The sequence below is a fragment of the Alicyclobacillus fastidiosus genome, assembly GCF_026651875.1.
Lineage (GTDB): Bacteria > Bacillota > Bacilli > Alicyclobacillales > Alicyclobacillaceae > Alicyclobacillus > Alicyclobacillus fastidiosus.
Genome location: NZ_CP104067.1, coordinates 861,025 through 875,644, shown reverse-complemented (window position 1 = coordinate 875,644; position 14,620 = coordinate 861,025). Strand labels below are relative to the sequence as shown.

The window sequence follows — 14,620 nt, the reverse complement described above, 5'->3', positions numbered from 1 at the left end:
ATCTTACCATCAACGTTGAACATAGTCCTTGGCGTGTAGTAGAAAGTCGGCACAAATAGGAGAAATTGCTGCCATATTTCGAACCGCGAGGCCAACTTGGCGCGTAATGTTTGGTCGGATGCAAAGCCTTTGCACGTTCGGTAGACTCGGCAAAATGGCCATCTCTGGTAAGATGGTGACGCCGATTCCCTCCTGAACCATCGCCAAGATGGTGGCGATATCTCGCACCTCGAATTCCACTTTCGGCGTTAGCGAGCGGGATCGGAAAGCGCCGCGAATCACGTGCTCGCTATCCCCTTTCGGTAGAATAAACGGTTCCCCCACCACGTCATCGAGAGTCACCGCACCCTTCCCCGCCATTGGGTGCGACATCGGGAGAAAGAGCAGCAACTGGTCCTGCAACAGCTCGAGGACGTCGAGTCCAGCAACCGGCATGGTGACAAATGCCACGTCGACCACGTGGCTCTCTAACCAACTGCAGACCTCATCTGTGCCGCCATCAAACAGCACCGGTTGCACGTTCGGAAAGCGCGCTTTGAACGTGGCCAACAAACCTGGCAACAACCCGGACGCGCTTGGTATCGATGCAATCCGAAGCGTCCCAGCCTCAACGCCTGCGGCAAGCGAAGCCTCTTCGCGCAAACACCCTTCGTGACGGATGATCTCCCGGACGTGCGAGAGCACGCGCTCGCCGATGTGCGTGATGGCGATGCCTTGCCGGCTTCGATGCAAAAGTGTGACGCCGAGTTCTCCTTCGAGGTTGGATATCGCTTGCGACACGGCTGATTGAGTCATGTTCAAAACCTCTCCAGCCTTGGTGAAACTCCGTTGATTACACACCGCTAGAAACACGTGACATTGCAGAAGTGTCATTCGATTCGCCCGTTCATTAGTGATTGATAATACATATTATTATTAACATTAATTTGATTAATGAACAAGTGGGAGTGTACGCTTGCTTCAAAGGATCGAAGCTGTGACCCGATGTGAGGAGGAATGTACATGGTACATCATTTGACCGAAGGTTCTTTCCACCCGTTCTTGGAGCAAGAAAAACCGGTTGTCGTCGACTTTTACGCCACCTGGTGCCCTCCCTGTGAGCGCCTTTCGCCGATCCTCGAGGAAATCGCGAACGAATACGCCGACGATATTGCAGTCGGCGAGCTCGATATCGACGAGAGTCCGTCTGTCCCAGACCGTTACGGCGTGATGAGTGCACCGACCATCCTCGTCTTTTACAAGGGCCGAGTGGTCAATCAATTCGTGGGCTACCGCCCGAAGCAAAACCTTCTTGACCTGCTCGGACTCGGAGTTTTGTGACGCTCGGTGTGGACTAAGGCCAGTATGCACAACCGAATGCCTGTCGAAGTACGCGGCACACAAACAGGGAGTCAGCCTGGAACACATCCACGGCTGACTCCCAAAACGACATGACTGTTTCGCCTACGCGCAGACGACGAACCGACGCTTTGTATACTCAGGCGATGTCCGACTCGAGCGAAGCCAATTTCAACAGCGTATGGTAGAGGACGCTCGCTCCCGTCGCACAATCTTCTGGCGAACTCCACTCGTCAGGATGGTGGCTCACGCCGTCCTTTGAGCGAACAAATATCATTCCGACCGGACACAGATCTCGAAGTTGCATGCAGTCGTGGCCAGCGCCACTGACTACCGGGATGGTTCGAATCCCAAGTGTGGCACAGGCGTCGTAGACAGCGTCCTGAACGTCCTCTTGGCAATGAACTGGGGCGATGTCCTGCAAGGTTTCCACGTCGAGCGACAATCCGCGTTCGTCGCAAATTTGCTGCGCCAGCCGTCGGATGTCGCCGTCCACCGCACTGCGCGTTTGCGCGTTCACGTCCCGGAGGTCGAGTGTAAATTCGACCCGCCCCGGAATGATGTTGACGCCGCCGGGAAACAGATTCATCTGTCCGACCGTAGCGACGGTGGCATCCTGCCGAGCTGCTTCCTGCTCGATGACCTGAATGATCTCCGCCGCCCCGACGAGCGCATCGTGCCGCATGGACATCGGGGTGGTACCAGCGTGACCCGCCTGTCCCGTCACGCTGAACTTCAGCCACAGCGGCCCGGCGAGCCCAGTCACCACGCCGACCGGCAAATCAGCCCGTTCGAGGATTTTGCCCTGCTCGATGTGCAACTCGACGTACGCGTGTACCGAACCTTGCGGGCGCGCTGCGTCGGAGATCCGAGCGGGATCGAACCCCCACTCCCGCATCGCATCGGCGATACTCACGCCTTGCTCGTCCGTCGCCTCGAGCTCTTGTGCGGTTAGCTTTCCCGCCATTCCGCGGCTTCCCGTCATACCGAAGCGGAACCGCGCGCCCTCTTCGTCCGTAAACGCCACCACTTCAATCGAGCGGTGCGTTTCTACACCCGCCTCGTTCATGCACTGTAGGGCCTCCAGTGCAGACAAGACGCCGAGCGGGCCATCGAAGTTGCCGCCGTTCAACACGGAATCGATATGCGATCCCGCCATCACCACAGGCGCCTGCAAATCAGTGCCGTGTTTGCGCCCGATGAGGTTTCCAACCGCGTCCTCGCGGACCTCGAGACCTGCGTCGTTCATCCACTGGCGAACTAGATCCTTCGCCGCACGTTCCTCACTTGTAAAGGATAGGCGCGTAATTCCACCGGAAGCCTGTTTCCCGATTTTTCCGAGTGCCATCAGCCGATTCCAGAGTCGTTCCTGATTTACCACCATGCACCGCCATCCTCTCTCCCCCTAATAAGACACCTTGTCGCCAAGCGTGTCAAAGGATTCTACGGGGGTAACCCTTCAATTGAGGAACGCAAAACTGCTGTTCGGATTCAAATCCGGGAAAGTTTTTCACTAGGTTTATGGCGGCAGGCGATTGTCCGTTACCAAGTGTCCTGTTGGTGCATGGATTAAAGGGCAACCACATTTTACGGAGGTGTTGACCACATGAAAACATGTCCGCCCATCGTATGCGCGCCACAGTATATCGTCCGGGATTGCTACATCCCGCGTGAAGTTCCAATCATTCACCCGATTGTGAACGTGGAACGCCAAGTCATCGTCAACGTGCCAAGACACTACTACCAACCAATGACTAGGAGCGAAGTCGTCGATCCCGGCTGCCCAGGGTGCCAAAACCCACAATGACCGATAGTCGTCCATGGGTATCTTACAGCGAGCCTGCTGTAAATCGGTTCAACAGCCTCCGTGCCACCTGTACATCGTGGTACGGAGGGGGCGTATATCGGCCGGTTACACGCCGCACCACAATCCGTGGCGAGAACGCCGGCTGTCCGTCAACCACTCGAAAGCTTCGCCTCGATTTGCTGTTTGAGCGCGACGTAATCGGTCTTCCCACTTCCAAGCAGCGGGAATTCTGGAACCCAGCACATACGACTCGGGATATGAAGCCGTGAATACCCCTGTCTATCGATGAACTCGGCCAGTGACGTCAAACTGACATCGCGATTTGTCGTGATCAAAATGACCTTTTCACCGCGCCTCGAGTCGTGAACGTTCACCGCCGCGAAATCCGTACTCCCGTAGCACCGCGCGGCGAGTTGTTCAATTAGGTTGAGAGAAACCATCTCCCCGGCGATTTTGGCAAATCGCTTGAGTCGGCCAATGATGGTCACAAATCCATCGTCGTCAACGGTGACGACGTCGCCGGTGTCGTACCAACCTTCTTGTCTGCGATACCCTTTGCCGTGCGTGAGAAATCCAGCCATCACGTTCGGTCCTTGAATCAGCAGCTTTCCACCCGTCTCAATACCCGCCACAGTCTCAAGTTTGTGCTGAATACCAGGCAGAAACCTCCCCACGCTGCCCTGCTTGTGATGAAGGGGCGTGTCGAGACACATAATCGGGGCCGTCTCCGTCGCGCCATACCCTTGCATAATCTGTAGACCGAACTTGTCGAGCCAGTACGTTTCGACCTCCGCCTTCAGTCTCTCCGCACCGACGACGGCGTAGCGAAGCGCCCGAAAATCGGTCGGCTTAGCAAACTGGCCGTACTTCTCCAAGAAGGACGACGTACCAAAGAGAATCGTCGAACCCTCTTCACCTGCCAACTCCGGAATCCGCTTGTAGTGCAACGGCGATGGGTAAAGGTACGTCTGTACACCAGAGAGCAACGGCAGAATGGCCCCAGCGGTGAGACCGAAACTGTGGAACATCGGCATCGCATTCAACATCTTGTCCACGGTGCCAAAATCGATGACCGACCTCGTCTGCTGGACGTTTGCGAAGATGTTTTCGTGCGATAAAACGATACCTCTTGGCCTGTATTCGCTTCCCGAGGTGAACAAGATCAGTCGATTATCCAGCGAAGACGTCCTTTTCCGTCTCACGAAGCGCGCAAATCCGATGGCCTTGTCGGCAAGGGATATCGATTCCCGCAAATCCTCCATGTAGATGACGCGAAATTTGGCGGCGAGACCTTGCTCAATCGCTTCGAGTTGTCCCTTCTCGATAAATTCCCTCGACGTAAGGATGGTCGTTAGTTCCGCCGTTTCACAAGCATCGGATATCGTCTGCAAACCTGCGGAGTAATTCAACATCACAGGTGTCTTTCCAAGGTAGAACAGGGCGAACAGCGTGACGGCGTTCCCAATGGAATTCGGCAACAGCACGCCCACGTTCGGTACGGATGGTGACAGCGCTTTCGTCAGCCGCTGGCTCAGCACGTAGGTATTGAGCAGAAACTCCTTATAGGTGACGCGGCCGGAAATGTCCTTTACTATCAGCCAGTCGTCTCCATAGTATCGCGCGGCCTCTAACAACTCGTTGAATAAGTTGATTTTTCCCTTCATTCCACTGCCTAGATAACTCTCCAACAAGAAAGACTGGATCTGATCCCAGGTGGCCGCACGACCATCCGCCACAATTGGTTGCCCTGCAAAGGCCTTGGTTCCAAAGGCGTGAACCGGAACAATCGGAACGTGCCATCGATGAGCGATGGAGCCGATGGTTTGAAACGCCGCTTGGTCTACGTCGAGCACAACCAACACTGCTCGCCGCTTCTTTAACCCGTCGATCATCGCTCGAAATGTGAGGATGTTGCCCGCGTCGACCACCGAATAACGCCTGCCTCGCAGCTCGCCAACGTAGCGCTGTTCAATCGTTCGGTTCACGAATAGGGGCACATGTGGAGGAACGGTCTTGAGGAACCGCTCAAAACGTGTGTACAGGGTGTTGTTTACTAAAAAAATCGCATTGTGCTGAGAATCCAATATATCAAATATGTTTGATGCCATGCGCGTCTCCTAAATTCGTATCCGCCGGCGGCGGTTCGTCTTCACATCTACGATTGACTCACGGTAATATTGCCCGTGCCAGTCGAGCCCACGAAGACTTTGTCCGCGGTTCCGATGGCGTCAGACACCTCGTGTCCTTTTTTCGTTCAGGAAACGGATGTTCCAGTGTCCGTGTAAATATCATACTTTAAATTGACCGGTTCTTGTGCAAGGTGTACCTGAATATTCCCCTGGACATCATTGGTTGAAGCGTCGACGGTCAAGGACGAATCATCTCACATGGCAGAAGACGTCCACGTTTCGCGAAATACACAAAAAACAGGCCGCGTCCTTGAGGTGCTGCCTGTCCATTCCAACTGCGTGACTAGCGGTACGTCGTCGTCAGTCAGCGGAGTCCTGTATGCCCGTGATTGGAATCACGATGCGAAAGGTCGTCCAGTCTTCATTGGATTCACACTCGATGGTGCCGTGATGCTCCTCGATAATTTTCCGACAGACGTACAGCCCGATGCCGGTCCCCAGTTTTTTCGTAGACACGAACGGCTCGAAAATCGACGATATGATGTCTGTTGGAATCGGCGGTCCGTTGTTGGCCATGGTGATCACCGCTGCGCCGCGCTCGCGCCGCCCCTTGATATGAATCGTTTTAGATCTCCGATGGGAGAGCGCATCTAACGAATTCATAAAGATGTTGATGAGCACCTGGCGAAATTCATCTGGATACCCAGACAAGTAAATGGAGTCGTCCACCTCTCTGACCACCATGGCGTCAGACCCCACCACCATCGGGTAGAGGAAATCCAACATCTCTTCACAGGCGGTCGCGAGATGAAACCTCTCCACCTCTTTATAGTTGACGCCCTTTTTCGACACCAACAGAAATTGATTAATGCGAAACTTTAATTGGTTTAACTCCTTCGATAGGACGTCGAGGTACTCCAACGCTGGATATTTTTCTTGCAGTAACTGAACAAACCCCATCACGGAAGTCAGTGGATTTCGAAATTCGTGCACGAAGCTCGAGGACATTTGACCTAAAATGGTGAGATGGTCCTTGTGCGTCTGTTCAATGAACGAGGACTGCTCTTCCAACTTCTGGTTTTTTAATTCAGTGTAATGATGAACGGCAAAGTACAAAAACATATCGAAACAGTCGTTAATTTTATAGATCACCGGACGCAGGTCATCAATAGATAGACCAAGCCTAGGCAGATGGTTCAGAATCTCACTTCGTCCGATGTTCACATTGTAGACGAATCCACCGATATTGATGTTCGCTTGAAGCCGCTCGTAAGAAACCTTGTGGGCGAAGGTTTTCAACCGATCATGATCAAACCCCTCACCTCTGAGATACGATATCAATAGGTACAACATGGAATATCCATTTTTTCCAATCGAGTCCTCAAACGGGTCGTTCGGTTCCATCATCACCCGATCAAGCCAAGCGTTCATCAGTTCCGCCTTGTTTTTGTCTAAATACAGAGCAACCCGTTCTTCGACCGCATTGGACACGCCGATGCCTCCCGCACCTAACATGGAGTGAATTGAACTACTCTAAGTCATCGCAGCCTGTCGTAAACGATCTCCCCGCCTACAATGGTCTGTAAGACACAAGTCCTCGGAATCATCTCCAACTGCTGTGAGTTGGAGATATCGGTGTCAACAATCGTCAAGTCCGCCATCCAACCGGATTGAATCGTCCCCTTCCGATCTTCGCGATGGATAGCATAGGATGGGCCATGCGTAAATAGCTTCACAGCTTCGTATGGCGTCAATCCCTCGTTCATGAACCGTCCGTCCCCGGAAGTGCCGGGCAACCGTCGCGTGATGGCCGCATGAATGCCGAGCAACGGTTGAATCGGCTCGACCGGAGCATCTGAGCCTCCACACAGATAGAGCCCGGCGTTCAGCATCGACTTCCAAGCGCACACGTACGGCATTCGCTGCAAACCGAGCCTGCCCTCGACCCATGGCAAATCGCTCGCCGCAAACCTCGGTTGAACGTCTACAATCATCCGATCGCAAAGCGCCGCCATCCGGCGTATCAGTGGCTCACTCGCCACTTCCGCGTGAATGACCCTGTCCCGCTGCGCCACGGCTGGGACGGACGCAATCGCGTCAAGCACGATTTCAAGCGCACCGTCGCCGATGGCGTGAATCGCTACTGGCAGCCCAAACTTTCGGACTTGTGCCACTCGATGATTTAACTCTTCCTGCGTGTAAATCGCCGTCCCACGCGTAGTTGGTGCGTCGTGGTACGGATGTTGCAAAAACGCTGTCCTTCCACCGAGTGAACCGTCTGCAAACAACTTGACGGCCCCCGTTTCCAGCCAGTCCAGTTCCTCTATCGTCGGCTGTTTGTTCGCCTGCTCTACTAACCACTCACCGTACTCTTCAAGCGCGTCGAAGCCCACCAATTGGTGCACCCGCAAGCGCTTGCCTTGGGCCTGCAACCGATGATAGATGTCCATCGTTCGATACAGGCTTCCGACATGCCGAACGTCCTCCGAATGAACTCCGGTGATCCCTGACGCGAGTGCGGAATCAATGGCTGCTGCGATGGACCTCTCGAGTTCGCTGCCGCTCATCGCCGGAATGCCTCTCTCCAACAGCGTCGTGGCACCCTCGTACGCGTAACCGTCAATGTCTCCGGACGGCGTACGCCCAAAGTGACCATCCGACGGATTGGCTGGGTGGATGCCAAGGCCTGCCTGTTCATATGCGTAGCGGTTTCCAAACACCACGTGCCCGCACACTCGTCTTAGCATGACCGGCCGCCCACCTGCCGCGCGGTCCAACTGTGCAATGGACGGCATCCTTCGATTCGCGATTCGGTTTTCGTCCCAATTCGCCCCAAGAACCCAGGCGCCGGATGGCAGGGTGGAAGCTCGTTGTCGAACCTGCGCAAGGACGTCCTCGGCGCTGGTCGCCCGCGCGAGGTCGAGCATGTTCATCTGCATGCCGAGCCACGCCAGATGTAGGTGACTGTCGACGAATCCGGGCAGGACCGTGGCGCCTTGCGCATCATATACGCGGTCTACGCGCGCCCCATATTGTAGCCGTACGTCGTCAGTTGCCCCGACCGCGACAATTTGGCCACCATCCATCACAAGGGCAGAAAAGTTCCCTCCGTCTGGCGCCAACGTGTACCCGTTGGCATTGACCAACATCCACATGGAACGGTCTCCTTTGGCGGTCAAATTCAGATTCATTATGACATGATCTGACCGCCATTCCACCCACAAAGTGTGTCTTACTTCATAAAAGTTCATTGGGCATCGAAAATCACAAATCTCTATGCAAAACGGCCCAGACCGATACCAGAGTTTGCCGAAACACTGCATACGCGGGCCCCGATGCTTAACTTTCAGCGATACTGTAGCTTCTTCGATTTACGGTTGACTAAATAGATACTAAAGACAATCAATACGAGTCCGACAAATAAATACACCGTGAACGACTCGTGTAAGAAAAGAGTTCCGATGAAAATCGCGATGAGCGGGACGAGAAATGTAAAGGAGGCCACTTTGCTCGCGTCGCCGGATCGGACCAGAGTAAAGAAGACCACCCACGAAATCGCAATACCAAAGACTGCACCATAGACTAGGCCGACGAGATAAGGCAGATTCCACACGATGCCCGAACCTCGTTCCACGAAAAGGCCCAGACCTGTCATGACGATCCCCCCGATGATGCACTGAAACGCGACCAGCCACAACGCGTCGACGCGGTTTCCTACTTTTTTCACGTAGATGGTTCCGATAGCCCACCCTACGGCTGTACCTATCGCCAACAAGATGCCGATGGGCGAGACATGTCCCGAGAGACTTGTCACGCTGATCATTCCGACCCCGACAAACCCGAGAACAAGCCCGAGCATCTTGGGGGCGGACAGGGGCTCCTTGAGCCAGAGCCACGTCAGGAGGCCGATGAGGACCGGTTGCAGATAGACGATAACTGTAAAGAGGCCCTCTGGAAGATAGCGAAGCCCCACCGTCTGGAGTCCGTAGAACACCACCGCGTTAAAAAATGCGGAAATGAGATAGATGAGCCAGTTTTCCTTCATCCGAATGGCGCGAAATTTCGGTAAGATGACTATTCCGAGAAGTAGTCCCCCGAACAGTGTCCGCATGCCAGCGAACAGAATCGGTGGCGTGTAGCTCAGTGCGATTTTATAGATTGGCCAACTAATTCCCCACATCACCACTAGGGCGGCAATGAGAAAAATCGATTTCGATCGCGATAGCTCTCCCATCACAATGCCTCCTTACAAACGGAACCGTCCACCCTTTGGTAATTAAGGTGAACGGCTCCAAAGTTAGTTCATCAGACGATGCCGTGCTTGGCTAGTCAGACGACCGGAAACCAACCTGGGGCGTTCATGATGGCCTGCCATAGCGGATCCGGCACGACCAATCTCTGACGAGCGTCCTTCGGAAGCGTGATAGCAATTTCGGACTCACGCCCCTGCTCCACCTTTTCCACCCAGTCTGGTTCCATGATGAGTTCACGGCCGAGCGCGATGAGCGGGACGCCGGTCTGCATTGCCTTGAGGGCTTCCGTAGGCGTATGAATATTCCCGACGCCGATAACCGGCACACGCCCGCCGACCTGGTTCTGAATCAAGGTCAACCTCGATACCGACGTGTCTTCGCCACTTCTTGGCATCGATGAGAAATCCATCAAGGAGACATGTAGATAATCGAGCTGCTTTGTGGCCAATGCGTCAACCAGGGAAAGCGTGTCGTCCATCGTGATTCCAGGACTCGTCGGCTCTTCCGGAGAAAATCGGTAGCCGACGATAAAGGGCCCTTTTGCGTGTTCGCGGACCACGCGCTGAACTTCGTCGACCACTGCGAGCGGGAAGGTCATGCGTTTCTCGAGGCTGCCGCCAAACGCGTCTGTGCGCCGATTCGAATGCGGCGAGAAGAATTGCTGAATGAGGTAGCCATTGGCCCCGTGAATTTCCACCCCGTCATAGCCCGCTTCAATCGCTCGCCGTGTAGCGTCCCCGAAGGCCCGGACGATGTCCCATACTTCCGCCTCCTCCAGCGCACGCGGTACCACCGCACCCTCCGCCTCGTCTGGTATTGAACTCGCACTCACGACATCTCCATTCGGGACGAGTTCTTTTGGACAACTGCGCCCGCCGTGAAAAATTTGCAGTACAGCCTTGGCCCCCCGCTCCTGAATGGCCGCTGCCAAGCGTCGAAGGCTCGGGATGAACGCGTCGTCATACGCCGCAAATTCCCCGTGGAATCCCTTGCCGTTTTCCGTCACATATGTACAAGCTGTGATGACCGTGCCGACGCCGCCGGATCGGCGAGCGTAATAGGCCACCTCATCATCGGAGACCGTGCCTTCTGGATTCGACGAGAAATTGGTCATTGGTGCCATCACGATACGATTTTTTAACTCTACGCCACTACGAAGCGTAATGGATTGAAAGAGTGGCTCGTATGCTTCGTTCATCGTGTTCACTCCTTATTCCCCAAGTTCATGTCACATTCTACCACTTACAAAAAGGAAGTCAAAATCCCATTGGCTCCCTTCCACCTGCCCTGTTAACGTGCCCACGCCGCCGCCTAGCCATGAATCAGGCGGATCTGCCCACTGCGTCCCTCTTCTGACGCAAAAAACCACGGCCCAAATCCTGGCCGTGGTTTCTCGGTAGAGCATGTTTTATTGTGATAGTGCGTCCGCCGGGCGTCCGTACTTCAGTCGAGGTTGATCCAGACGTCCTTGACCTCCGTGTAGTTGTTCAGCGCATACGATCCCATTTCGCGCCCGATGCCCGACTGTTTGTAGCCGCCAAACGGCGCAGCAGCGTCAAACGCATTGTAGCAGTTCACCCAGACGGTACCGGCTTTCAGCTTGTTGGCGACGTAGTGAGCATTGCGGATATTCTCGGTCCACAGGCCAGCGGCCAAACCGTAGTCGCTGTTGTTTGCGCGGCGGATCACTTCATCCAGATCTTCAAACGGCATCGCCGCCACGACAGGGCCAAAGATCTCTTCCTTCGCAATCGCCATGTCGTCCCGTACATTTGCGAAAATCGTCGGCGAGACGAAATACCCCTCTTCAAATGGCCGCGTGCCGCCCACCAGGAGTTCCGCACCGTCGTTTAGCCCGCTGTCGATATAGCCGAGCACTTTATTCTGTTGTTCGTCCGAAACGAGCGGCCCCATTTGGGTTTCCGGCTCGATGCCACTTCCCTGATGGATGTTTTTCGCCAGCGAGACCAAATCCGCCACCACGTTGTCGTACGATTTCTTCTGAATGAACAACCGCGATCCAGCACAGCAAACTTGCCCTTGGTTGAACATGATGCCCATCAGCGCACCCGGAACAGCACGCGATAGGTCAGCGTCCGGCAAGATGATGTTCGGCGACTTACCGCCGAGTTCGAGCGTCACGCGCTTGAGCGAATCCGCAGCCTGACGCATAATCAGTTTCCCAACTTCTGTCGATCCGGTGAAGGCCACCTTGTCGACCTGCGGATGATTGACCAGTGGTGCACCGGCGGTTTCGCCAAAGCCTGGTACCACGTTGACGACGCCGTCCGGGAATCCAGCCTCTTGGACTAACTTCGCCAAGTACAGAGCGGAGAGAGGAGTTTGTTCCGCCGGCTTCAGCACGATGGTACAGCCCATCGCGAGCGCGGCGCCCATTTTCCACGCCGCCATGAGCAACGGGAAGTTCCACGGGATAATCTGACCGACCACCCCGACAGGCTCATGTCTCGTATAGTTGAAAAAGTTCCCGCTGACGGGAATCGTCTGACCTACAATTTTCGAGGCCCAACCTGCATAGTACCGAAAGTGTTCGATGGCGAGTGGGACGTCTGCACGGCTGGTCTCGCGGATGGGTTTACCGTTGTCCAACGTGTCGATTTGCGCGAGCTCCACCCGATGCAACTCCATTAGATCTGCCAATTTGTACAATAGGCGACCACGAGCAGCACCGCTCATTTTCGACCACGGACCCTCGTCAAACGCTCGGCGAGCTGCGGTAACCGCACGATGGATGTCTTCTTCCTGCGCCTCAGACACCGTCGCAAGAACTTCCCCTGTAGCAGGATTGAACGTATCGAACGTCTTTCCAGATGCGGAGGGTACAAACTTTCCGTCGATGAACAAATCCTTGGTCCCATGGAGAAACGCCACCACATTGTCGTGAACTTCTAATTGGTTGACCGGCATCACGCAAACCTCCTTGGTTCTGAGTGGAATCGGAAACGACAAGAAATCGCTTTCAATTCCATTTTAAGATAGTTTCAGGATAGGGGTCAATTTATAAAATTGTCGATCCGTTGGATGTTTTGTAGAAAAGAAACGCGTCAAACAGAGGCAATCTCAAACGTTTGCTAGAATATAACCTGTATGTTAAATCAAGTTTGAATAGTATAACGATTCTGGAGAGTGAGCAGGATGCCTGAGAAGACCATAGCTCCGTACGGAAGTTGGAAGTCCCCTATTACTTCCGACCTGATAGTGAAGGGTACCGTTCCCGTCGTGAACGTTCAACTTCATGGCGGATGGATATATTTCACGGAGGCCAGACCTGCCGAACAGGGCCGCAACACCCTCCTCGCTTTAGATGAAGACGGCACCATCCACGAGTTGACGCCGCCGCCCTACAACGTGCGCACGCGCGTCCACGAATACGGTGGCGCGCCATACGTCGTTCATCAAGGCGAAGTCATCTTCTCCAACTTCGCCGATAACCTGCTCTACCGCCGCACAGAAGACGGACGGATTCAGGCCATCACCTCGGACTCGAACCTGCGCTATGCCGACGGCGTCGTCGATTCCGACCACCATCGCCTGTACTTTGTGCGCGAAGACCACACGGCGTCCTCCATCGCTGCGAAGACGACCATCGTGACGATGAATGTGGACGGCAGCGACGAACGCGTTGTGACGCAAGGAAATGATTTTTACTCGAACCCGCGCCTGAGTCCAGACGGTCGTCGTCTCGCATGGTTGACCTGGAACCATCCAAATATGCCGTGGGACGAAACCGAACTCTGGGTCGGTGACGTCGCACAGAGCGGTGACATCGTCAACGCCGTTCAAGTGGCAGGTGGGCAAGGAGAGTCTGTCACGCAGCCGCGATGGTCCCCAGACGGAGACCTATATTTCGTGTCGGATCGGACCAATTGGTGGAACATTTACCGCTTGCGTGACGGCGGGACCCAGCCGGTACACTCGATGGGTGCCGAGTTTGGCGTACCAAGCTGGCAATTTGGCTCTTCGAACTACGACTTCGTCGACAAATCGACCATCATCTGCACATATACGCAGAATGGCACTTGGTACCTCGCACAAATCGACCTGCAAACCGGATATCTGTCGGTCATCGATACAGACTACACGTACTTTTCATCCGTCCACGCAAGCGCGGACGAAGCGGTGTGCATCGCGGCTTCGCCGACAAGTTTCCCGAGCGTGGTGCGAATGAACCCAGATGGTGCAGATACGCAAGTCATCAGGGCGTCCGGCGAGCTAGAAATCGACACCGCCTACCTGTCCATTCCAGAATCCATCGAGTTCCCGACGGACGGCGGCAAAACTGCGCATGCCATCTACTACCGCCCTCACAATCCAAACTACCAGTCACCAGACGGAGAAAATCCCCCCTTGTTAGTGCACGTCCACGGCGGGCCCACATCGGCGTCGTCACCCGTGCTCAATCTTACGACGCAGTACTGGACCAGTCGCGGGTTCGCGGTCATCGATGTGAATTACGGGGGATCGACTGGATACGGACGAGAGTACCGCGACAGGCTCAAGGGCAATTGGGGTGTAGTCGACGTGCGAGACGCGGCGAACGCCGTCCGATATCTGATTGACAAGGGCCTCGTCGACGAACGTCGCGTGGCTATCGCCGGGGGCAGTGCGGGTGGCTATACAACGCTTGCCTCACTTGTATTTACTGACGTCTATGCGGCAGGAGCAAGTCATTACGGCATCAGTGAACTCGAGATTTTCGCCAAGGAGACGCACAAATTTGAGTCTCGCTACATGGACGGTTTACTTGGACCATACCCGGAAGCGAAAGACGTGTATTACAACCGTTCACCAATCAACTTTACAGATGGGCTATCTTGCCCAGTGATTTTCTTCCAAGGACTCGACGATAAAATCGTTCCGCCAAATCAAGCCGAGTTAATGGTCGAGGCGTTACGGAAAAAGGGGTTGCCGGTGGCCTACGTGGCGTTCGAGGGCGAGGGACACGGGTTCCGAATCGCCGCAAACATCAAACGCTCCCTCGACGGCGAGTTTTATTTCTACAGCAGGGTGTTTGAATTCGATCCGGCCGACGACATCGAACCGGTCCACATCGACAACTTATGAAACACGGC

At 54.7% G+C, this 14,620-nt stretch carries 11 protein-coding genes; 3 read left to right on the top strand and 8 right to left on the bottom strand.

The annotated features are described in order from the left end of the window. Nucleotides 1–9: 9 nt before the first annotated feature. Nucleotides 10–873: a LysR family transcriptional regulator gene (locus NZD89_RS04550; protein WP_268006586.1), complete on the bottom strand. Its 864-nt coding sequence runs from the start codon at nucleotides 871–873 to the stop codon at nucleotides 10–12. Nucleotides 874–1,002: 129 nt separating this feature from the next. On the opposite strand from NZD89_RS04550, the gene trxA reads away from it, so the two are divergent. Continuing rightward, a complete protein-coding gene (gene trxA, locus NZD89_RS04545) occupies nucleotides 1,003–1,320 on the top strand; it encodes a thioredoxin (RefSeq protein ID WP_268006585.1) in 318 nt (105 codons plus the stop codon). Nucleotides 1,321–1,477: 157 nt separating this feature from the next. On the opposite strand, the gene NZD89_RS04540 is transcribed toward trxA, so the two are convergent. Continuing rightward, on the bottom strand, nucleotides 1,478–2,719 hold the full coding sequence (locus tag NZD89_RS04540; protein ID WP_268008390.1) for a Zn-dependent hydrolase: 1,242 nt from the start codon (nucleotides 2,717–2,719) through the stop codon (nucleotides 1,478–1,480). Between the two features lie 225 nt (nucleotides 2,720–2,944). On the opposite strand from NZD89_RS04540, the gene NZD89_RS04535 reads away from it, so the two are divergent. Continuing rightward, a complete protein-coding gene (locus NZD89_RS04535) occupies nucleotides 2,945–3,145 on the top strand; it encodes a hypothetical protein (RefSeq protein WP_268006584.1) in 201 nt (66 codons plus the stop codon). 149 nt (nucleotides 3,146–3,294) lie between these two features. On the opposite strand, the gene NZD89_RS04530 is transcribed toward NZD89_RS04535, so the two are convergent. From NZD89_RS04530 to NZD89_RS04505, 6 genes are all read right to left on the bottom strand, one after another. Further along, nucleotides 3,295–5,253, bottom strand: coding sequence for an AMP-binding protein (locus tag NZD89_RS04530; protein WP_268006583.1), 1,959 nt, complete (start codon nucleotides 5,251–5,253; stop codon nucleotides 3,295–3,297). 381 nt (nucleotides 5,254–5,634) lie between these two features. After that, a complete protein-coding gene (locus NZD89_RS04525) occupies nucleotides 5,635–6,765 on the bottom strand; it encodes a histidine kinase N-terminal domain-containing protein (RefSeq protein WP_268006582.1) in 1,131 nt (376 codons plus the stop codon). 47 nt (nucleotides 6,766–6,812) lie between these two features. After that, nucleotides 6,813–8,429: an amidohydrolase gene (locus tag NZD89_RS04520; RefSeq protein ID WP_268006581.1), complete on the bottom strand. Its 1,617-nt coding sequence runs from the start codon at nucleotides 8,427–8,429 to the stop codon at nucleotides 6,813–6,815. A gap of 191 nt (nucleotides 8,430–8,620) precedes the next feature. Then, nucleotides 8,621–9,508, bottom strand: coding sequence for a DMT family transporter (locus tag NZD89_RS04515; protein WP_268006580.1), 888 nt, complete (start codon nucleotides 9,506–9,508; stop codon nucleotides 8,621–8,623). Nucleotides 9,509–9,603: 95 nt separating this feature from the next. Continuing rightward, the gene (locus tag NZD89_RS04510; RefSeq protein ID WP_268006579.1) at nucleotides 9,604–10,725 is read right to left on the bottom strand and encodes an NADH-dependent flavin oxidoreductase; all 1,122 of its coding nucleotides are present in this window, start codon (nucleotides 10,723–10,725) and stop codon (nucleotides 9,604–9,606) included. Between the two features lie 245 nt (nucleotides 10,726–10,970). Next, nucleotides 10,971–12,455: an aldehyde dehydrogenase family protein gene (locus tag NZD89_RS04505; RefSeq protein WP_268006577.1), complete on the bottom strand. Its 1,485-nt coding sequence runs from the start codon at nucleotides 12,453–12,455 to the stop codon at nucleotides 10,971–10,973. A gap of 228 nt (nucleotides 12,456–12,683) precedes the next feature. On the opposite strand from NZD89_RS04505, the gene NZD89_RS04500 reads away from it, so the two are divergent. Further along, nucleotides 12,684–14,612, top strand: coding sequence for a S9 family peptidase (locus NZD89_RS04500; RefSeq protein WP_268006576.1), 1,929 nt, complete (start codon nucleotides 12,684–12,686; stop codon nucleotides 14,610–14,612). Nucleotides 14,613–14,620 lie beyond the last annotated feature (8 nt).

Excerpts from the sequence above, each read along its gene's own strand:
- NZD89_RS04550 (WP_268006586.1), bottom strand. The coding sequence starts at position 873 with ATGACACTTCTGCAATGTCACGTGTTTCTAGCGGTGTGTAATCAACGG.
- trxA (WP_268006585.1), top strand. The coding sequence starts at position 1,003 with ATGGTACATCATTTGACCGAAGGTTCTTTCCACCCGTTCTTGGAGCAA.
- NZD89_RS04535 (WP_268006584.1), top strand. The coding sequence starts at position 2,945 with ATGAAAACATGTCCGCCCATCGTATGCGCGCCACAGTATATCGTCCGG.
- NZD89_RS04530 (WP_268006583.1), bottom strand. The coding sequence starts at position 5,253 with ATGGCATCAAACATATTTGATATATTGGATTCTCAGCACAATGCGATT.
- NZD89_RS04520 (WP_268006581.1), bottom strand. The coding sequence starts at position 8,429 with ATGTGGATGTTGGTCAATGCCAACGGGTACACGTTGGCGCCAGACGGA.
- NZD89_RS04515 (WP_268006580.1), bottom strand. The coding sequence starts at position 9,508 with ATGGGAGAGCTATCGCGATCGAAATCGATTTTTCTCATTGCCGCCCTA.
- NZD89_RS04510 (WP_268006579.1), bottom strand. The coding sequence starts at position 10,725 with ATGAACGAAGCATACGAGCCACTCTTTCAATCCATTACGCTTCGTAGT.
- NZD89_RS04505 (WP_268006577.1), bottom strand. The coding sequence starts at position 12,455 with ATGCCGGTCAACCAATTAGAAGTTCACGACAATGTGGTGGCGTTTCTC.
- NZD89_RS04500 (WP_268006576.1), top strand. The coding sequence starts at position 12,684 with ATGCCTGAGAAGACCATAGCTCCGTACGGAAGTTGGAAGTCCCCTATT.